The 15,525-nt window shown below is 76.7% G+C and carries 16 protein-coding genes; 3 read left to right on the forward strand and 13 right to left on the reverse strand.

Features of this window, described 5'->3' with window-relative positions:
- Positions 1 to 262: 262 nt before the first annotated feature.
- Together ACI8AB_RS02880 and lysS are read right to left on the reverse strand one after the other, a co-directional pair.
- Positions 263 to 616 (reverse strand): histone-like nucleoid-structuring protein Lsr2, encoded by a 354-nt coding sequence (locus ACI8AB_RS02880; protein WP_387987167.1) that lies wholly within the window; start codon positions 614 to 616, stop codon positions 263 to 265.
- Between the two features lie 160 nt (positions 617 to 776).
- Positions 777 to 2,279: a lysine--tRNA ligase gene (gene lysS / locus ACI8AB_RS02885; protein ID WP_456948871.1), complete on the reverse strand. Its 1,503-nt coding sequence runs from the start codon at positions 2,277 to 2,279 to the stop codon at positions 777 to 779.
- Positions 2,280 to 2,402: 123 nt separating this feature from the next.
- On the opposite strand from lysS, the gene ACI8AB_RS02890 reads away from it, so the two are divergent.
- Entirely contained in the window at positions 2,403 to 3,197 is a 795-nt protein-coding gene (locus tag ACI8AB_RS02890) for a hypothetical protein (RefSeq protein ID WP_387987173.1), read from the forward strand.
- Here ACI8AB_RS02890 and ACI8AB_RS02895 read toward each other — a convergent pair.
- From ACI8AB_RS02895 to ACI8AB_RS02920, 6 genes are read right to left on the reverse strand one after another with little or no spacing between them, the layout of a single operon-like run.
- On the reverse strand, positions 3,194 to 3,988 hold the full coding sequence (locus ACI8AB_RS02895) for a type III pantothenate kinase (RefSeq protein WP_387987176.1): 795 nt from the start codon (positions 3,986 to 3,988) through the stop codon (positions 3,194 to 3,196). The two genes, ACI8AB_RS02890 and ACI8AB_RS02895, sit on opposite strands and share 4 nt — an antisense overlap.
- Before the next feature lie 5 nt (positions 3,989 to 3,993).
- Positions 3,994 to 4,899: a carboxylating nicotinate-nucleotide diphosphorylase gene (gene nadC / locus ACI8AB_RS02900; RefSeq protein ID WP_456901720.1), complete on the reverse strand. Its 906-nt coding sequence runs from the start codon at positions 4,897 to 4,899 to the stop codon at positions 3,994 to 3,996.
- Entirely contained in the window at positions 4,896 to 6,575 is a 1,680-nt protein-coding gene (locus ACI8AB_RS02905; RefSeq protein WP_456948872.1) for an L-aspartate oxidase, read from the reverse strand. The genes nadC and ACI8AB_RS02905 overlap by 4 nt, the downstream gene beginning before the upstream one ends.
- On the reverse strand, positions 6,572 to 6,997 hold the full coding sequence (panD, locus tag ACI8AB_RS02910; RefSeq protein WP_456948873.1) for an aspartate 1-decarboxylase: 426 nt from the start codon (positions 6,995 to 6,997) through the stop codon (positions 6,572 to 6,574). The genes ACI8AB_RS02905 and panD overlap by 4 nt, the downstream gene beginning before the upstream one ends.
- Entirely contained in the window at positions 6,994 to 7,854 is an 861-nt protein-coding gene (gene panC / locus ACI8AB_RS02915; RefSeq protein WP_456948874.1) for a pantoate--beta-alanine ligase, read from the reverse strand. Before panC ends, panD begins: the two co-directional genes overlap by 4 nt.
- A 17-nt stretch (positions 7,855 to 7,871) precedes the next feature.
- Positions 7,872 to 8,816 carry a Rossmann-like and DUF2520 domain-containing protein gene (locus ACI8AB_RS02920; RefSeq protein ID WP_456948875.1) on the reverse strand — a complete coding sequence of 315 codons (945 nt, stop codon included), beginning with the start codon at positions 8,814 to 8,816 and terminating at the stop codon, positions 7,872 to 7,874.
- A 308-nt stretch (positions 8,817 to 9,124) separates the two neighbouring features.
- Here ACI8AB_RS02920 and ACI8AB_RS02925 point away from each other — a divergent pair, with 308 nt between their 5' ends.
- Entirely contained in the window at positions 9,125 to 9,871 is a 747-nt protein-coding gene (locus tag ACI8AB_RS02925) for an SDR family oxidoreductase (RefSeq protein ID WP_387987193.1), read from the forward strand.
- A 126-nt stretch (positions 9,872 to 9,997) separates the two neighbouring features.
- On the opposite strand, the gene ACI8AB_RS02930 is transcribed toward ACI8AB_RS02925, so the two are convergent.
- The 4 genes from ACI8AB_RS02930 to ACI8AB_RS02945 form a co-directional block, all read right to left on the reverse strand.
- A complete protein-coding gene (locus ACI8AB_RS02930) occupies positions 9,998 to 10,990 on the reverse strand; it encodes a DUF6779 domain-containing protein (RefSeq protein WP_456948876.1) in 993 nt (330 codons plus the stop codon).
- A gap of 84 nt (positions 10,991 to 11,074) precedes the next feature.
- Positions 11,075 to 12,085 carry a glycine betaine ABC transporter substrate-binding protein gene (locus ACI8AB_RS02935; protein ID WP_456948877.1) on the reverse strand — a complete coding sequence of 337 codons (1,011 nt, stop codon included), beginning with the start codon at positions 12,083 to 12,085 and terminating at the stop codon, positions 11,075 to 11,077.
- A 160-nt stretch (positions 12,086 to 12,245) separates the two neighbouring features.
- Positions 12,246 to 12,986, reverse strand: coding sequence for an ABC transporter permease (locus ACI8AB_RS02940; protein WP_387987201.1), 741 nt, complete (start codon positions 12,984 to 12,986; stop codon positions 12,246 to 12,248).
- 73 nt (positions 12,987 to 13,059) lie between these two features.
- The gene (locus tag ACI8AB_RS02945; protein ID WP_456948878.1) at positions 13,060 to 13,791 is read right to left on the reverse strand and encodes an ABC transporter permease; all 732 of its coding nucleotides are present in this window, start codon (positions 13,789 to 13,791) and stop codon (positions 13,060 to 13,062) included.
- Positions 13,792 to 13,794: 3 nt separating this feature from the next.
- Between ACI8AB_RS02945 and ACI8AB_RS02950 the strand changes: the two genes are divergently transcribed.
- A complete protein-coding gene (locus ACI8AB_RS02950) occupies positions 13,795 to 14,979 on the forward strand; it encodes an ABC transporter ATP-binding protein (protein ID WP_456948879.1) in 1,185 nt (394 codons plus the stop codon).
- A 17-nt stretch (positions 14,980 to 14,996) separates the two neighbouring features.
- On the opposite strand, the gene ACI8AB_RS02955 is transcribed toward ACI8AB_RS02950, so the two are convergent.
- On the reverse strand, positions 14,997 to 15,524 hold the full coding sequence (locus ACI8AB_RS02955) for a DUF3180 domain-containing protein (protein WP_456948880.1): 528 nt from the start codon (positions 15,522 to 15,524) through the stop codon (positions 14,997 to 14,999).
- Position 15,525: the final 1 nt, after the last annotated feature.

Consider the following 15,525-nt stretch of genomic DNA (forward strand, 5'->3'; position numbering starts at 1 on the left):
CTGGGGCACCGGTCGTTCCACTGTAGTCACGGACCACGCCGTCCCGTCGGCGGCGACCGGCGGTGCGGTGGGTGGCTCGCCCGGTCCAACCGATGGTGGCGGGCCGGTGTTCCGGCGGGGTTACGCCGACAGCGGACGGCGCGCCACCCGGGGACGCCGACGGCCCGGCCCCCGTGCGGGGACCGGGCCGTCGGTGACGTGCTGGAACGGCCCCTCGCAGGGGCCCACCCCGAGCGGCGCGAGGGGTGGGAGGGGCCCTCCGTCAGTGGGCGGCCTCGTAGGCCTCGACGACGCTGGCCGGGATGCGGCCGCGGTCGCTGACGTTGTGGCCGTTCTTCCGGGCCCAGTCGCGGATCGCGCCGGCCTGCTCGCGGTCCATCCGGCCGCCGCCACCGGTGGCCCGGGACCGGCCGGCACCGGAGGCCCGGCCGCCGCCACGGCCGACCTTGCGGGCGGCCTGCACGTACCGGGAGAAGGCGTTGCGCAGTTCCTCCGCGTTCTTCTCGGACAGGTCGATCTCGTAGTTCGTGCCGTCGAGCGAGAAACTCACCGTCTCGTCCGCGGGGAGGTCCTCGTCGAGGTCGTCACTCAGGATCACCTGGACCTTGCGCGCCATTCCGCTTTCCTCACTCCCTCTCGGCCCCCGTGGCCGGACAATTGCACCACCCGGATCCGGGCGACGCGCACATTCCACCACAGAAGTGAGGGGAGGGAGCAATCCCCGACGGTGGGTCGCCCTTTTCGGGGAGGAATTCGGGCGAGCGGAACGGGACCCGTCAGGAAATGGGGCGGACCAAGGGGAACAGGATCGTCTCGCGGATACCGAGGCCGGTGAGCGTCATCATCAGCCGGTCGATGCCCATGCCGACCCCGCCGCTGGGCGGCATCCCGTACTCGAGGGCCTCGAGGAAGTCCTCGTCGAGCACCATGGCCTCGGGGTCGCCGGCCGCTGCCAGCAGCGCCTGCTGGGTGAACCGCTCGCGCTGGACCACGGGGTCGACCAGCTCGGAGTAGCCGGTGCCGCGCTCGACCCCGCCGATGTAGAGGTCCCACTTCTCCGCCAGCCCCGGCGTCGTGCGGTGCGCGCGGGTCAGCGGCGAGGTGTCCACCGGGTAGTCGACGACGAACGTGGGCGCCTGCAGGGAGTCCTGCACCAGCGCCTCGAAGAGCTCCTCGACGACCTTGCCGGGCAGCCAGGCCGGGTCGACGCCGACGTCGTGCCGCTCGGCGAGGGCCCGCAGGTGCTCCACCGGCGTCTCCGGCGTGACCTCCTCGCCCACGGCGTCGCTGACGAGCGAGTACAGCCGCACCTGCGGCCACTCCCCCGACAGGTCGACCTCGGTGCCGTCGTGGTGGCGGGCGGTGTGGTCGCCGAACAGCGCCGCGCAGCACTCCTGGATCAGCTCGCGGGTGGTGCGGGCGACGTCGGAGTAGTCGGCCCAGGCCTCGTAGAACTCGAGCATCGCGAACTCCGGCGAGTGCGAGCTGTCGGCGCCCTCGTTGCGGAAGTTGCGGTTGATCTCGAAGACCTTCTCGAGCCCGCCCACGATGCAGCGCTTGAGGAACAGCTCCGGCGCGATCCGCAGGTACAGGTCGAGGTCGAAGGCGTTCATGTGCGTGCGGAACGGCCGGGCGGCGGCACCGCCGTGCACGGTCTGCAGCATCGGCGTCTCGACCTCGAGGAAACCGCGGCCGGTGAGACCGGAGCGCAGCGCGGCCATCACCTGCGCGCGCTGCCGGACGGTGCGGCGCGCCTCGTCGCGGACGATGAGGTCCACGTAGCGGCGGCGGACCCGCAGCTCCTCGCTCATCGGCTTGTGCGCCACCGGCAGGGGGCGCAGCGCCTTGGCCGCCATCCGCCAGGAGTCGGCGAACACCGACAGCTCGCCGCGCCGGGACGTCCCGACCTCGCCCTCGACGAAGACGTGGTCGCCGAGGTCGACGTCGGCCTTCCAGGCGTCCAGCGCCTCCTGGCCCACCCGGTCGCGGGAGAGCATGACCTGCAGCTCGGCGTCGCCCTCGCGCAGCGTCGCGAAGCAGAGCTTGCCGGTGTTGCGGCTGAAGATGACCCGGCCGGTGACGCCGACCCGCTCGCCGGTCGTGGTGTCGGGCTCGAGGTCGGGGTGCTTGGCCCGGACGTCGGCCAGCGAGGTGGTGCGCGCCACCGTGACCGGGTACGGGTCGACGCCGGACTCGCGCAGCCGGTCGAGCTTGGCGCGGCGGACCCGGAGCTGTTCGGGGAGCTCGTCGTCCGGGAGGCCCGGGGGTTCGTCGGTCACGTCGTCCGAGCCTACGGCCGTGCGCCGCGACACCCCGCCGGACTCCCTCCACAGGGCCCCGTCGGTCGCTACCGTTCCGAGACCGCGACGGTCCGGCGGCGCGGCGGGACCCCGGAGGCATGGGTGGGCAGCATCGTCGGCTGGATCGTCACCGGCATCGCCACGTGGACCGCGGCGGTGTGGCGCAGGACCGCGGACTTCCACCGCCGCGTGTTCACCCCGGCCGACCGCTTCGCCGTCCGCGACCACCAGCTCGAGCGGCTGGCCGCGCTGCGCGGCGCCTGGGGCATCGCGATCCTCACCGTCGCCCAGCTGCAGTGGGGCGGGTTGGGCAGCGTGACCGACCAGGTCTCGCGCATCGTGCTGTCGGTGATGCGCTCCGCGGCGATCGGCGGCGTCGCGATGCTCGTCCCGATGGCGGTGATCCTGTTCCTCACCCCGCCGCCCCTGCGCCGGCAGCAGGCCGCCAACCTGCGGGTGCCGCTGGGCCGGCTGGGTGGATCGGTGGCCGGCCTCGTGCTGGCCGGCGGGCTCGTCTGGCTGGTCCTCACCCAGGTGCAGCCGAGCGGGCTGATGGCGCTCGTGACCCTCGCCCTCGGCTGGACCGCCCTCGTCGCCGTGTGGGCGACGATCTGGGTGGCCGGCCGGCTGGTCGTCGTCCACTGGTTCTGCGCCGTCGACGGGCACCCGACGCTGCGCGGGCTGACCGAGATCGCGGTGGCGGTCGTCGTCCTCGTCCTGGGCGTCGTCGGCCTCTGGGACCCCGAGGACGCCGGCATGCCGGTCCCGGTGGCCGTCGCGTTCGCCGTCGTCGGGCCGCTGATCAGCGCCGCGCTGGCCACGGTGGAGCTGCGGCGGCTGCGCGCCCGCGGCATCGGCCTGGGCACCGTGCTGCCGGCGAGCCCGGCTCCCGCCTAGCGGCGGCCGCCGGCCTGGGCCCGCTCGAAGGCCAGCCGCAGGCCGTGCACGGTGAGGTCGGGCTCGCGCTCGCCGACGGTGCGGCAGCTGTCGGCCACCAGCGGCGCCAGGCCCCCGGTGGCGACGACGACCGGCGGGTCGCCGAACTGCGCGACCAGCTCGCCGGCGATCCGGCCGACCAGCCCGTCGACCAGGCCGGCGAAGCCGAGGACCAGCCCCGACTGCAGCGCGGCGACGGTGTTCTTGCCGATCGCCTGCGCCGGGACGGTGAGCTCCACCGACCGCAGCTGCGCCGCGCGGGTGGCCAGCGCCTCGAGGCTGACCTCGACACCCGGGGCCAGCGCGCCGCCGAGGAACTGACCCTCCGGGCCGACGGCGTCGACGTTGGTGGAGGTGCCGAAGTCGACCACCACGACGGGGCGGCCGCTGCCGTCGGGCGCCCGGCCGAACAGCTCGTGCGCGGCCAGCGCGGTGACCACGCGGTCGGCGCCGACCTCGCGCGGGTTGTCGACGTGCAGCGGGACGCCGGTGCGCACGCCGGGGCCGATGAGCACCACCGGCACCTCGAGCGAGTCCAGCAGCTGCCGCAGCGCGGGCAGCAGCGCCGGCACGGTGGAGCAGGCGGCGACGCCGGTGACCTCGGTGTCGCGCAGCAGCCCGCGCCACAGCATGCGGATCTCGTCGGAGGTGGCCCGCGCGTGCGTCGTCACGCGCCAGCACCCGACCCGCCGGGCCCCGTCGAAGGTGGCCAGCACGGTCTGGCTGTTGCCGACGTCGACGGTGAGCAGCACGCCGGTCAGCTCCGCAGGTCGAGCGCGAGGTCGAGGATCGGCGAGGAGTGGGTGAGCGCGCCGACCGACAGGAAGTCCACGCCGGTCGCGGCGACCTCGCGGGCGACGGCGAGGGTCAGCCCGCCGGTGGCCTCGAGCTCCGCGCGCCCGCCGACCAGCGCCACCACCTCGCGCAGCTGCGCGGGCGGCATGTTGTCCAGCAGCAGGAAGTCCGCGCCGGCCTCGACCGCCTCGACCGCCTGCGCGGGGGTGTCCGCCTCGACCTGCACCGGCACCCGCGGCGCCCGCTCGCGCACGGCGGCGACGGCGGCCGCGACCGAGCCCGCGGCGGCGACGTGGTTGTCCTTCACCATCGCGACGTCGTAGAGGCCCATGCGCTTGTTCGACCCGCCGCCGCAGCGCACCGCGTACTTCTCCAGCGGGCGCAGCCCCGGGGTGGTCTTGCGGGTGTCGAGGACGACCGCGCCGGTGCCCTCGACGGCGTCCACCCAGGCGCGGGTGGCGGTGGCGATGCCGCTGGCCCGGCTGGCGATGTTCAGCGCGCTGCGCTCGGCGGCCAGCAGCGCCCGCACCGGCCCGCGCACGGTCAGCAGCACGTCCCCGCGGGTCACCCGGTCGCCGTCGGCCGCGCCGGCGGTGAGCGTGGCGCCGGGCGCGAGGCGGGTGAACACGCGGGCGGCGACGGGCAGGCCGGCGACGACGCCGTCGGCGCGGGCGACGAGGTCGGCGGTGCCGTACTGCGCCGGGGGCACGGTGGCGGCGCTGGTGACGTCGAGTGCGACGGCCAGGTCCGGCGCGCCGGGCAGGACCGCCCCGCCGGCGAGGTCCTCGGCCAGCGTGCGCTCGACCAGGTCGTCGACCCAGGCCTCGGCCAGCCCGGTGCCCGCCAGCGACCGCGGGTCGGCGGTCACCACGGTGGCACCACGGGGGTCCCCACGGGCCGGCGGGTCAGGCGCAGCCGGCCGTCGTCGTCGAGGCGGACGTCGAGGTGCACCCGCCAGTCCTCCTCGGTGGCGGGGTGGTCCTCGCGCCAGTGGCAGCCGCGGGTCTCCTCCCGGGCGCCGGCGGCGGCGGTGAGGGCGCTCGCGACGGTGAGCAGGTCGGTGGCCTCCCAGCTCGCCACGCCGGGCGCGGCGCCCGGGCCGCTCGCCAGCCCGGCCGCCAGCCCGGCGAGCACGCCGGTGGCCTCGGCCAGCCCGGCGCCCGAGCGCAGCGCGGCGACCCGGGCGGACATCGTCTCGGTGACCGTGCGCCGCCCGGCCGGGTCCAGCAGGCCCGAGGTGCCGGCGGCGGCCGCGCGGGCCGGCGCGGCCGGGGGCAGCGAGCGGGCCAGCTCCGCGCCGATGCGGGCGGCGAACACCAGCCCCTCGAGGAGCGAGTTCGACGCCAGCCGGTTGGCGCCGTGCACGCCGGTGCAGGCCGCCTCGCCGCAGGCGTAGAGCCCGGGGACGGTGGTCCGGCCGGCCAGGTCGGTGACCAGGCCGCCGGAGGCGTAGTGCGCGGCGGGCGTGACCGGCACCAGGTCGGTGACCGGGTCGACGCCGATGGCGCGGCAGCTGGCCACGATGGTCGGGAACCGCTCGGCGAGGCCGGGGACGTGCCGGGCGTCGAGCCACACGTGGTCGACGCCGTCGCGCAGCTGCACCCGGGTGATGGCCTTGGCGACGACGTCGCGCGGCGCGAGCTCGGCCTGCGGGTGGACGCCGGCCATGAACCGCTCCCCCGCCCCGTCGCGCAGCACCGCGCCCTCGCCGCGCAGCGCCTCGCTGACCAGCGGCTGCTGCCCGCGGGCGCCCGGGCCGCGGTACAGCGACGTCGGGTGGAACTGCACGAACTCCAGGTCGGTGGCCACCGCGCCGGCGCGCAGGCCCAGGGCCACGCCGTCGCCGGTGGACACCGCGGGGTTCGTCGTCGCGGCGTAGACCTGGCCCATCCCGCCGGTGGCGAGGACGACGGCCCGCGCGCGGACCGCGCCCACGCCGTCCTCGGTGCCCTCGCCGAGGACGTGCAGGGTGACGCCCGCGGCCCGGCCGCCGGCGTCGGTGAGCAGGTCGAGCACCATCGCGTGCTCGACCAGGGTGATGCCGGGGTCGGCGTGCACGGCCTCGCACAGGGCGCGCATGACCTCGGCGCCGGTGGCGTCGCCGCCGGCGTGCACGATCCGGTCGGCGGTGTGCCCGCCCTCGCGGGTGAGCAGCAGGCGGCCCGACGGGTCGCGGTCGAAGCCGGCGCCCCAGCCGATGAGCTGGTGCAGCCGGGCCGGGCCCTCGGTCACCAGGGTGCGCACGGCCTCGGGCTCGCACAGCCCGACGCCGGCGACCTCGGTGTCGCGGGCGTGCGCCTCGGGGCTGTCGGCCGGGTCGAGCACCGCGGCGATGCCGCCCTGCGCCCAGCGGGTCGACCCGTCGTCGACGCGGACCTTGGTGACGACGGCGACCGACAGCCCGGCGGCCCGGGCGTGCAGCGCGACGCACAGGCCCGCGACGCCGGAGCCGACGACGCAGACGTCGGCCGACAGCTCCCAGCCGGGCGCGGGGGCGGCCAGCCGGGTGGGCAGGCCGCTGACGGTCGGGGCCGCCAGGGTCACCGGACGGGGACGCCGAGGTCGCTGCGCCGCTGGTCGGCCGCGCCCGGCACCGGGGCCGAGGGGTCCCCGCCCAGCTCGACGACGCGGTTGTCGCCGTCGACGTGCACGACCTTCGGGATGTAGCTCTTGGCCTCGGTCTCGTCCATGAGGCCGTAGCTGATCAGGATCACCAGGTCGCCGGGGTGCACCAGGTGCGCGGCGGCGCCGTTGATGCCGACGACGCCGCTGCCCCGCTCGCCGGGGATGACGTAGGTCTCCAGCCGGGCGCCGTTGGTGACGTCCACGATCGCCACCTGCTCGCCCGGGATGAGGTCGGCGGCGTCGAGCAGGTCCTCGTCGATCGTCACCGAGCCGACGTAGTGCAGGTCGGCCTGCGTCACCGTCGCCCGGTGGATCTTGGACTTGAGCATGGTGCGCATCATCGGGGCTCTCCCAAGGTGACGGGGACGTTGTCGAGGAGTCGGGTGCTGCCGGCGCGGGCGGCCAGCAGGAGGCGGGCGGGGCCGGCCGCGGGGGCCGGGCCCAGGTCGGGGTCGGTGAGCTCGAGGTAGTCGGGCACCAGCTCGGGCGCGCCGGCCAGCACCGCGCGGGCGGCGGCGAGGACGGCCTCGGCACCGCGCGGGCCGGCGTCCGCCCCGGCACGCAGCGCCCGGTTCAACGTCGCGGCCCGGGCGCGCTCTCCCGGCGCCAGGTAGCGGTTGCGGCTGGACAGCGCCGTGCCGTCGGCCTCGCGGACGGTCGGGACGCCGACCACCTCCAGCGGCAGCGCCAGCTCGCGGACCATCGCCCGGACCAGCGTCAGCTGCTGGTAGTCCTTCTCGCCGAAGAGGGCGAGGTCGGGCCGGGTGAGGCCGAACAGCTTGGCGACGACGGTCAGCACGCCGGCGAAGTGGCCGGGCCGGACCGCGCCCTCGAGGACCGACCCGAGCGGGCCGGGGTCGACGGTGACGCCGAGCGAGCCGGGCGGGTAGACCTCGCCGACCGGCGGGTGGAAGACGACGTCGGCGCCCTCGTCGGTGAGCGCCGCGAGGTCGGCGTCCCAGGTGCGCGGGTAGCGGTCGAGGTCCTCGCCGGGGCCGAACTGGGTCGGGTTGACGAACACCGACACGACGACGCTGCCGGCCCGCTCGCGGGCGGCGCGGACGAGCGTGCGGTGCCCCTCGTGCAGGGCGCCCATGGTCGGGACCAGCGCCACCGGGCCGGGCAGGGAGGCGCGCAGGCGGGCGAGGTCGGCGGCCGTCTCGGCGATGGACGGGGCGGTGGGGCGGGGGGACGACACAGCCGTGGTGCTCGTGGTCATCGCGACCCGGCCGGGTCGGCGGCCTCGTAGAGCAGGTCCAGCAGCGGCGCGCCCTCGTGCCGCTTGAGCCGGCCGGCGGACAGCGCCCGCTCGGTGGTCCGCTGCGCCATGGCGACGTAGGCGGCCACCGACTCGGGGGCCCGGTCGGTGAGCGTCGCGAGGTGGTCGGCCACCGTGCCGACGTCGCCGCGGCTGACCGGGCCGGTGAGCCCGCGGTCGCCGCGGCGCAGGCCGTTGTCCAGCGCGGCGGTGAGCAGCGGGGTGAGCACCCGGGCCGGGGCGTCGACGCCGGCCTGGCGCAGCAGGTCGGCGGCCTCGGCGACGAGGGTGACCAGGTGGTTCGCGCCGGTGACCAGCGCCGCGTGGTAGAGCCGCCGGTCGTCCTCGGCGACGAAGAACGGCTCGCCGCCCATCTCCAGCACCAGGGTCTCGGCGACCGGCCGGTGCTCGGGGCGGCTGGTGACGCCGAACGGGGCGCCGGCGAGCCGGTCGGCGTCCTCGGGGGCGCCGGTGAAGGTCATGGCCGGGTGCAGGGCGAGCGGGAGGACGCCGGCCCGCTCCGCGGGGGCGAGGGCGGCCAGGCCGTGCGCGCCGGAGGTGTGGAAGGCCAGCTGGCCGGCCCGCCAGGTCCCGGTCCCGGCGAGGCCCGCGACCAGGCCGGGCAGCGTGTCGTCGGGGACGGCGAGCACCACGAGGTCGGCGGCGGCGACCACCTCGTCGGCGGGCAGCAGCGGGGTGCCGGGCAGCAGCCGGGCGGCGCGCTCGGCGGAGGCGGCGGAGACGCCGGAGGCGGCGACCACGTCGTGGCCGGCGGCGGCGAGCGCGGCCCCGAGGACGGCGCCGACGCGGCCGGCGCCGATGACGCCGACGCGGAGCCGGGCGGGGGCGCTGTCGGCGGGCTCGAGCCCGGCAGCGCGGGGGGTCCTGCGGGCAGCAGGCATCGGGTCACCTCTCGTTCCAGTCCCTGGCGGGTACCGGACTCGGTGGACGGACCGTCGTCGTTGGCGGGCCGGGTGGTGCGGGTGCGGTGCGGGTCGTGCCGGCGGGCCGTCCGCTGCGACCGGGTGTGTCACGCGGGCGACGCGCCGAAGGCGAGTGTGAGTCGGCCCCGGGGCCCCTGCAACGGAACGGCGGTGTGGGGTGGCTCACGCTCTCCCCGCCGGGGCGGGCGGGAGCCCGTCCGGGGGCGGTCCTACGGTTGCGGCGGCACCGGCGCCGACGCGGTCGCCGGCGGACACGAGGGAGTGACGTGGGCACGTTCGAGGGACGCACCGCACTGGTCACCGGCGGCAGCCGCGGCATCGGGCTGGCCATCGCCCGCAGCCTGGTCGACCGGGGGGCGCGCGTGGTGCTCACCGCCCGCAAGGCCGAGGCGCTGGAGGAGGCCGTCGCGTCGCTCGGCGGACCCGACGTCGCCGTCGGCGTGGCCGGCAACGCCGGGGACGCCGCGCACCGCGCCGAGGCCGTGCGCACCGCGGTCGAGCGGTTCGGCAGCCTCGACCACCTGGTCGGCAACGTCGGGATCAACCCGGTCTACGGCCCGATGGTGGACCTCGACCTCGACGCGTTCCGCAAGATCCTCGACACCAACGTCGTCGGCACGCTCGGCCTGGTGCAGGAGGCCTGGCGGGCGTGGATGTCCGAGCACGGCGGCTCGGTCCTCGTCGTCGCCTCGGTGGCCGGGCTCAAGGCCTCGCCGATGATCGGCGGCTACGGCGTCAGCAAGGCTGGGCTGGTCAACCTGGTCACCCAGCTGGCCGTGGAGCTCGGCCCGAAGGTGACGGTCAACGCGGTCGCCCCGGCGGTGGTGAAGACCCGGTTCGCCGGCGCGCTCTACGAGGGGCGCGAGGAGGAGGCCGCCCGCGCCTACCCGGCCGGCCGGCTGGGCGAGCCCGAGGACGTCGGGGAGGCCGCGGCCTACCTGCTCGGCGCCGGCTGGGTCACCGGGCAGACGCTCGTGCTCGACGGCGGCGCGCTCTCCCGCGGCCCGGCGTAGCCGACGGCCCCTCGGCCCCCTCGCAGGCAGGAGGACCCCGTCCTCCTCACCGCTCGCGAGCTCGCGGCGAGCCTCTGGACGGGGCCTGGCGCGAGCCTGCGAGCGGTGGGGGCGAGGGGTCCTTCGTCAGGCGTCGCGGTAGCGGCGGCGCCGGCCGCCGGGGGTGACCCCGCTCTCGGCGAGGATCTGCGCCAGCCGCGCCACGCCGGCCTCGTCGTCGGCCGGCGGGACCGCGTGGCCTCCGTGCCCCGCGGCGGCGGCGTGCACGGCGGGGCGCTCGAGGGTCAGCTGCTCCTGCGGCGCCGGGGGCAGCAGGTCGGCGGGCAGATCGGTGTGGCGCCGGCGCGGCACCGGCGGAGGCGTTCCCACGCGCGCGACCGGCTCGGGCTCGGGCTCCGGCGCGGGGAGCGGGGCGGCGACCGTGGCCGGCACCGCGGTACCGGGGCCGTCGGACGGCCCGGGCCAGCCGCCCAGCTCACGGGGGACGGCGGCGTGCCAGGCGGCGGTCGCCGGCTCCAGGGGCTCGCGGCCGGTCCGCACCGACTGGGTGCGCATGACCACCCGCTCGATGTGCATCTCGCCGGCGTGGTGCAACTCGCCCGTGGGGGACAGCTCGCCCGCGGACCGCTCGGTCAGCTCGGCGCGCAGCCGGCCGACGTCGGCGCGCAGGCCGGCCAGCTCGGCCAGGTCGGCCCGCAGGGCGCCGATCGCGGCGACCTCGGCGTGCAGCGCGTCGAGGCCGGCGAGGTCCCCGCGCAGCCCGGCCACCTCGGACCGCAGCCCGTCGAGCTCGCGGCGCATCGACGCCTCGGACTCGCCGCGGACCCGCGCCTCCAGCTGCCGCTCCGACTCGCGGTGCGCGGCCGCCTCGCGGTCGCGCTCGGTCTCGTGGGCCCGGCGCAGCCGCGCCTCGAGGGCGGCGACGTCGGGACCACCCCCGGTCGGCTCCGGACGGCGTCCGGTCGCGAAGGCGGCGCCCAGGCAGGCCCAGGCGACGGCGACCACGGCCACCCGCAGGACCTGGGGGTCGTCGCTGAGGAAGACGACGGCGGTCGCGGCGGTGGCGAGCGCGCACCCGAGCACCTGCCCGGCGACGCGCAGCCGTCCCCCCGTCCGCATGGCCTCAGGGTAACGCTGAGCGAGCCCCCGACTGCGGCACGGAATCGTCCCGTGTGGCGCAGCCGGAGGGCCCGCTGGCTGCCGCTAGCCCTGAGCGAGGGCGGCGTCGGAGCTGAAGACCAGGCCCATCGAGACCTCGCCCTGCTGGATGGCGGCCTTGGTGGCCGGGCCGCCGGCGTCGAACTCTCGGAACTCGGCGAACTGCAGGCCGTAGGTCTCCTCGAGGCCCGGCTGGCAGAACGGCCGGGTCGGGCACTCGGCCGGCCCGCCCAGGACCAGCGACCCGTCACCGCAGGCGTCGGCGAGCTCCGACAGCGTGGTGACGCCGAGTCGGTCGGCGAACTCCTGGGTCACGGCGAAGGCGTTCTGGTTGGCGGCCTCCGACGGCGTGCCGAAGGTCAGACCGACCCGGTCGGCCAGCGGCTGCAGCGCGTCGCGGGTGGCCTGGGCGTCGCCGCTGGCGATCGGCGTCGGGTCGGGGCCGTTGACCTGGGTGTTGAGCGCCTCGGTGACGGTGGCCAGGTACTCGGGGAAGACCTGCAGGTCGGTGCCCGAGATCAGCGCCGGCAGGTAGAGGTCGCGGTTGCCCACCTCGCGCACGGTGGCGTCGAAGCCCGCGGCCCGCAGGACCCCGGCGTAGACGTTGGCCAGGACCGTCGACTCGGTGAAGTTGCCGGCGCCCACGATGACCGGCCCGCTGCCCTGCTCGAGGCCCTCGGTCACGCCGCTGTCCTCGACCCACTGCGCCGCGACGTCCTCGGCGCTGCGCCGCTCCAGGTCGACCGCGGCGTTCATGTCGATGAGCTGGTCGGTGGTCAGCGCGGCCGAGACCGCGTCGAGGGCCGGCACCAGCGCCGGGTTGGCCGCGGCGGTGGCCGAGGTCACCACCGGCACGATGTTGTCCGCGTTCTGCAGCTCCTGGTCGTCCTCGAGGACGACGAGCTGGTCGCCGGCCACCGGGGCGCAGGCGTCGCCGCTGGCGGCCGAGCCGCTCGCGGTCGAGCCGCCGGTGCCCGAGGAGCCCGACTCGCCGCAGGCGGCGGTCAGGAGCAGGCCGGTGAGCAGGAGAGGAGCGAGTGCGCGCTGCCTGCGCATGGTGTTCCGCCTTCTGTGTCCCGTGCGGCGTGCGGCCGCGACGCGTGTCTGGCGGGGGTCGCCCGCGCGCCCATGCAACCCGCGGGTCCCGCACACCGACACCGCCCCCGCCGATGTGTTGCGCTCTCGTTACCCTCCCGCGATCAGCCGGAGACGCAGGTCACAGCGGCACCCCGCTGGCGGTGGGTTCCGGTACGGCGCCGTCCCGCGAGGCGGGGGTGCGGGCGTGCAGGAACGGCAGCCGGCGCGGGCCCGGGGTGACCGCCCAGGACAGCACCGCGAGGACGAGCTCGGTGAGCAGCGCCAGGCCCGCCACGAGGATCGCGCCGGCGATCATCACGCCGTAGTCCTGCTGGCCGAACCCGAGGTTGATCAGCCGGCCCAGCCCTCCCCCGCCGACGAGCGCGGCCAGGCCCGCCGTCGCCACCACCTGGACCGCCGCCGTGCGGATGCCGGTGGTCACCAGCGGCAGGGCCAGCGGCAGCTCGACCCGGCCGAGCACCTGCGCCCGGCTCATCCCCATCCCGCGGGCGGCCTCCTCCACCTCGGGGTCGACGCCGCGGAAGCCGACGAAGGTGTTGGTGAGGATCGGCGGGACGGCAAACACCGCCAGCGCGATCGTCGTCGCGCGGTTGCCGAAGCCGATGGGGCTGACGGCGAACAGGGTGAGCAGCGCGAGGGTGGGGACCGCCCGGCTGACGTTGGACAGGACGACGACCAGGCCCGCGCCGCGGCGTGCCGTCCCCAGGGCGGCGCCGACCGGCAGCGCCACGACCATCGCCGCCAGGACCGCGACGGCGGAGATGCCCAGGTGCTCCAGCGTCAGGTCGACGATGCCGTCGGGGCGGGTCCAGTTGAACGGGTCGTTGAGGTAGACCAGCGCGCGGGAGAAGTCGTTCACTCGTCCTCCTCGCCGGCGCTCCTCGGCCTCGTGCCCGGCGTTGCTCCGCCCCCGCGTGAGCTCGCGAGCTCGCTCACGTCCGCACCGCCCGCGTCCACGGGGTGAGCGCCCGCTCCGCGCCGGCCAGCAGGACGTCGGCCAGCAGGGCGAGCAGCACGCACCCGACCGCGCCGGTGACGATCTCCGCGCGGTAGAAGTTCGCCGCGAACCCGCCGGTGATCAGCTGCCCGAGCCCGCCGTGGCCGACCAGGACGCCGACCGTCGTCAGCGCGACCGTGGACACCGTGGCGATCCGCAGCCCCGCCATGAACGCCGGCAGGGCCAGCGGCAGGTCCACCCGCCAGAACGTCTGCGCGGCCGACAGCCCCATCCCCCGCGCCGCCTCGCGGACGTCGGCGGGGACGCCCTGCAGGCCGGCGAGGAAGTTCCGCACCAGGATGACCAGCGAGTAGGCGACCAGGCCGATGAGCACCGTGTTCGACGACAGCCCGGTGAAGGGCACCAGCAGCGCGAACATGGCCAGCGACGGGATCGTGTAGACGACCGTGGACAGGCCGAGCACCGGCGCCGACAGGAACCGGCTGCGCCGGGCGAGCACCGCCAGCGGCAGCGCGACGGCCGCGCCGATCACCACCGCCAGCACGGTCAGCCGGACGTGCTCGCCGGTGTAGGACAGGATGGAGTCCCAGTTCTCCGTCACGTAGGACGGGTCGAACCACGGGTTCGGCGCCTCGTCCACCGCGAGCGGCCCCACCGCGGGGTCGTTCACCGCGTCCAGCAGGGGGCGCGCACCCAGGGAGGTCACCCCGTGGACGCTACTGCCGCTGCGGGCCGGGAGAGCACCGCAGAGGAGATCCGGCTCGAGGGGGTCAGCAAGACCTACCCCGACGGCACCGTCGGCGTGGAGCGGCTAGACCTCACCTTCGCCGCGGGCGAGCTGTCGGTCCTGGTCGGCCCGTCCGGCTGCGGCAAGACCACGACGATGAAGATGATCAACCGGGTCATCGAGCCGACGACGGGGCGGATCCTGCTCGGCGGTGAGGACGTCACCCGCGTCGACGCCGACCGGCTGCGCCGCCGGATGGGCTACGTGATCCAGAACGTCGGGCTCTTCCCGCACCGGACCGTGCGGGACAACGTCGCCACCGTGCCGCGGCTGCTGGGCTGGGACAAGCGGCGCACCCGCGCCCGCGTCGACGAGCTGCTGGCCACCGTGGGCCTCGAGCCCGCCGTCCACGGCGGGCGCTACCCGGCCCAGCTCTCCGGCGGCCAGCGGCAGCGGGCCGGCGTGGCCCGGGCGCTGGCGGCCGACCCCGCCGTCCTGCTGATGGACGAGCCGTTCTCCGCGGTGGACCCGGTGGTCCGCGAGCGGCTGCAGACGGAGTTCCTGCGGCTGCAGGAGACGGTGCGCAAGACGATCGTGTTCGTCACCCACGACATCGAGGAGGCCGTCCGCCTCGGCGACCGCATCGCGGTGATGAGCACCCGCGGCCACGTCGAGCAGTTCGCCCCGCCCGCGGAGCTGCTCGGCCGGCCGGCCAACGCCTTCGTCGCCGACTTCGTGGGCGCCGATCGCGGCCTCAAGCGGCTGGCGGTCACCGGCATCGGCCCCGACGACCTGGAGCGGCCGCCGGTCGTGCACGTGGCCGACGGGCTGGCCGACGCCCGCGCGTCGCTGGAGGCCGGGGGCGCCCGCTGGGCGGTCGTCCTGGACGACGACGGCCGGCTGCACGGCTGGCTGTCCGCGGAGCGGGCCACGGGCGCCGGCACGGTGGGGACGGCGGCGCGCCGGATGGAGGCCTGGGTGCCCGCCGACGCGACGCTCAAGACCGCGTTCTCGACGATGCTCCAGCACGAGGCCGGCTGGGTCGCGGTGCTCGACGGCGACGTCTTCCTCGGCGTGCTCACCCCCGACTCGCTGCACGCGGCGCTGCGCCGCTCGGTGGAGGGGACGGCCCCGGAGACCGCCGGCCCGGTGCCCGCCCGGGGCTGAGCGGCCGGGCCGGCTCGCTAGGCCCGGACGCCGTCCCCCGGCCGCCGGTCGTCGCGCTCCTCCGGCGGGATGCGGCAGACCGACTCCAGCCACAGCGCGGCGACGGTCAGCGCCACGGCGCACAGGACGCCGACGACCGCGGTGACCGTGTCGCCGCCGGCCGCCTGCAGCCGGGCCACCGCCGGGGCCACGTGCAGCAGCACCCCGGCCCAGACGCCGACGAACGCCGCGCCGACGAAGGCGCTGGCCTGCGCGAGCACCGCCAGCCGCGCGACCAGCAGCGGCTCGACCCGGCGCACCAGCGGCGCGCCGCGGTCGGCGGGCGGCGCCGCCTCTCCCCCGCGGGCGCTGCGCCGGGCGGCGCGCTCGGCCTCCAGCCGGACGCGCAGCGTGCGGGCGCCGAGCGCCTCGGCGACGGCGAGCAGCGCCAGCGGCACCGGCAGCCACCAGCGCAGCGGCGGCAGGCTGCCGTAGGTCGCGCGGACCAGCAGCCAGGCGGCCAGCGCCAGCCCGACGGCGACGACGACCAGGTCGCGACGGTTCACC

This window comes from Geodermatophilus sp. SYSU D00698, from assembly GCF_054050335.1.

Coding starts and splice junctions, on each gene's coding strand:
- ACI8AB_RS02880 (WP_387987167.1), bottom strand. CDS start 616: ATGGCGCGCAAGGTCCAGGTGATCCTGAGTGACGACCTCGACGAGGAC.
- panD (WP_456948873.1), bottom strand. CDS start 6,997: ATGATGCGCACCATGCTCAAGTCCAAGATCCACCGGGCGACGGTGACG.
- ACI8AB_RS02920 (WP_456948875.1), bottom strand. CDS start 8,816: ATGCCTGCTGCCCGCAGGACCCCCCGCGCTGCCGGGCTCGAGCCCGCC.
- ACI8AB_RS02930 (WP_456948876.1), bottom strand. CDS start 10,990: ATGCGGACGGGGGGACGGCTGCGCGTCGCCGGGCAGGTGCTCGGGTGC.
- ACI8AB_RS02935 (WP_456948877.1), bottom strand. CDS start 12,085: ATGCGCAGGCAGCGCGCACTCGCTCCTCTCCTGCTCACCGGCCTGCTC.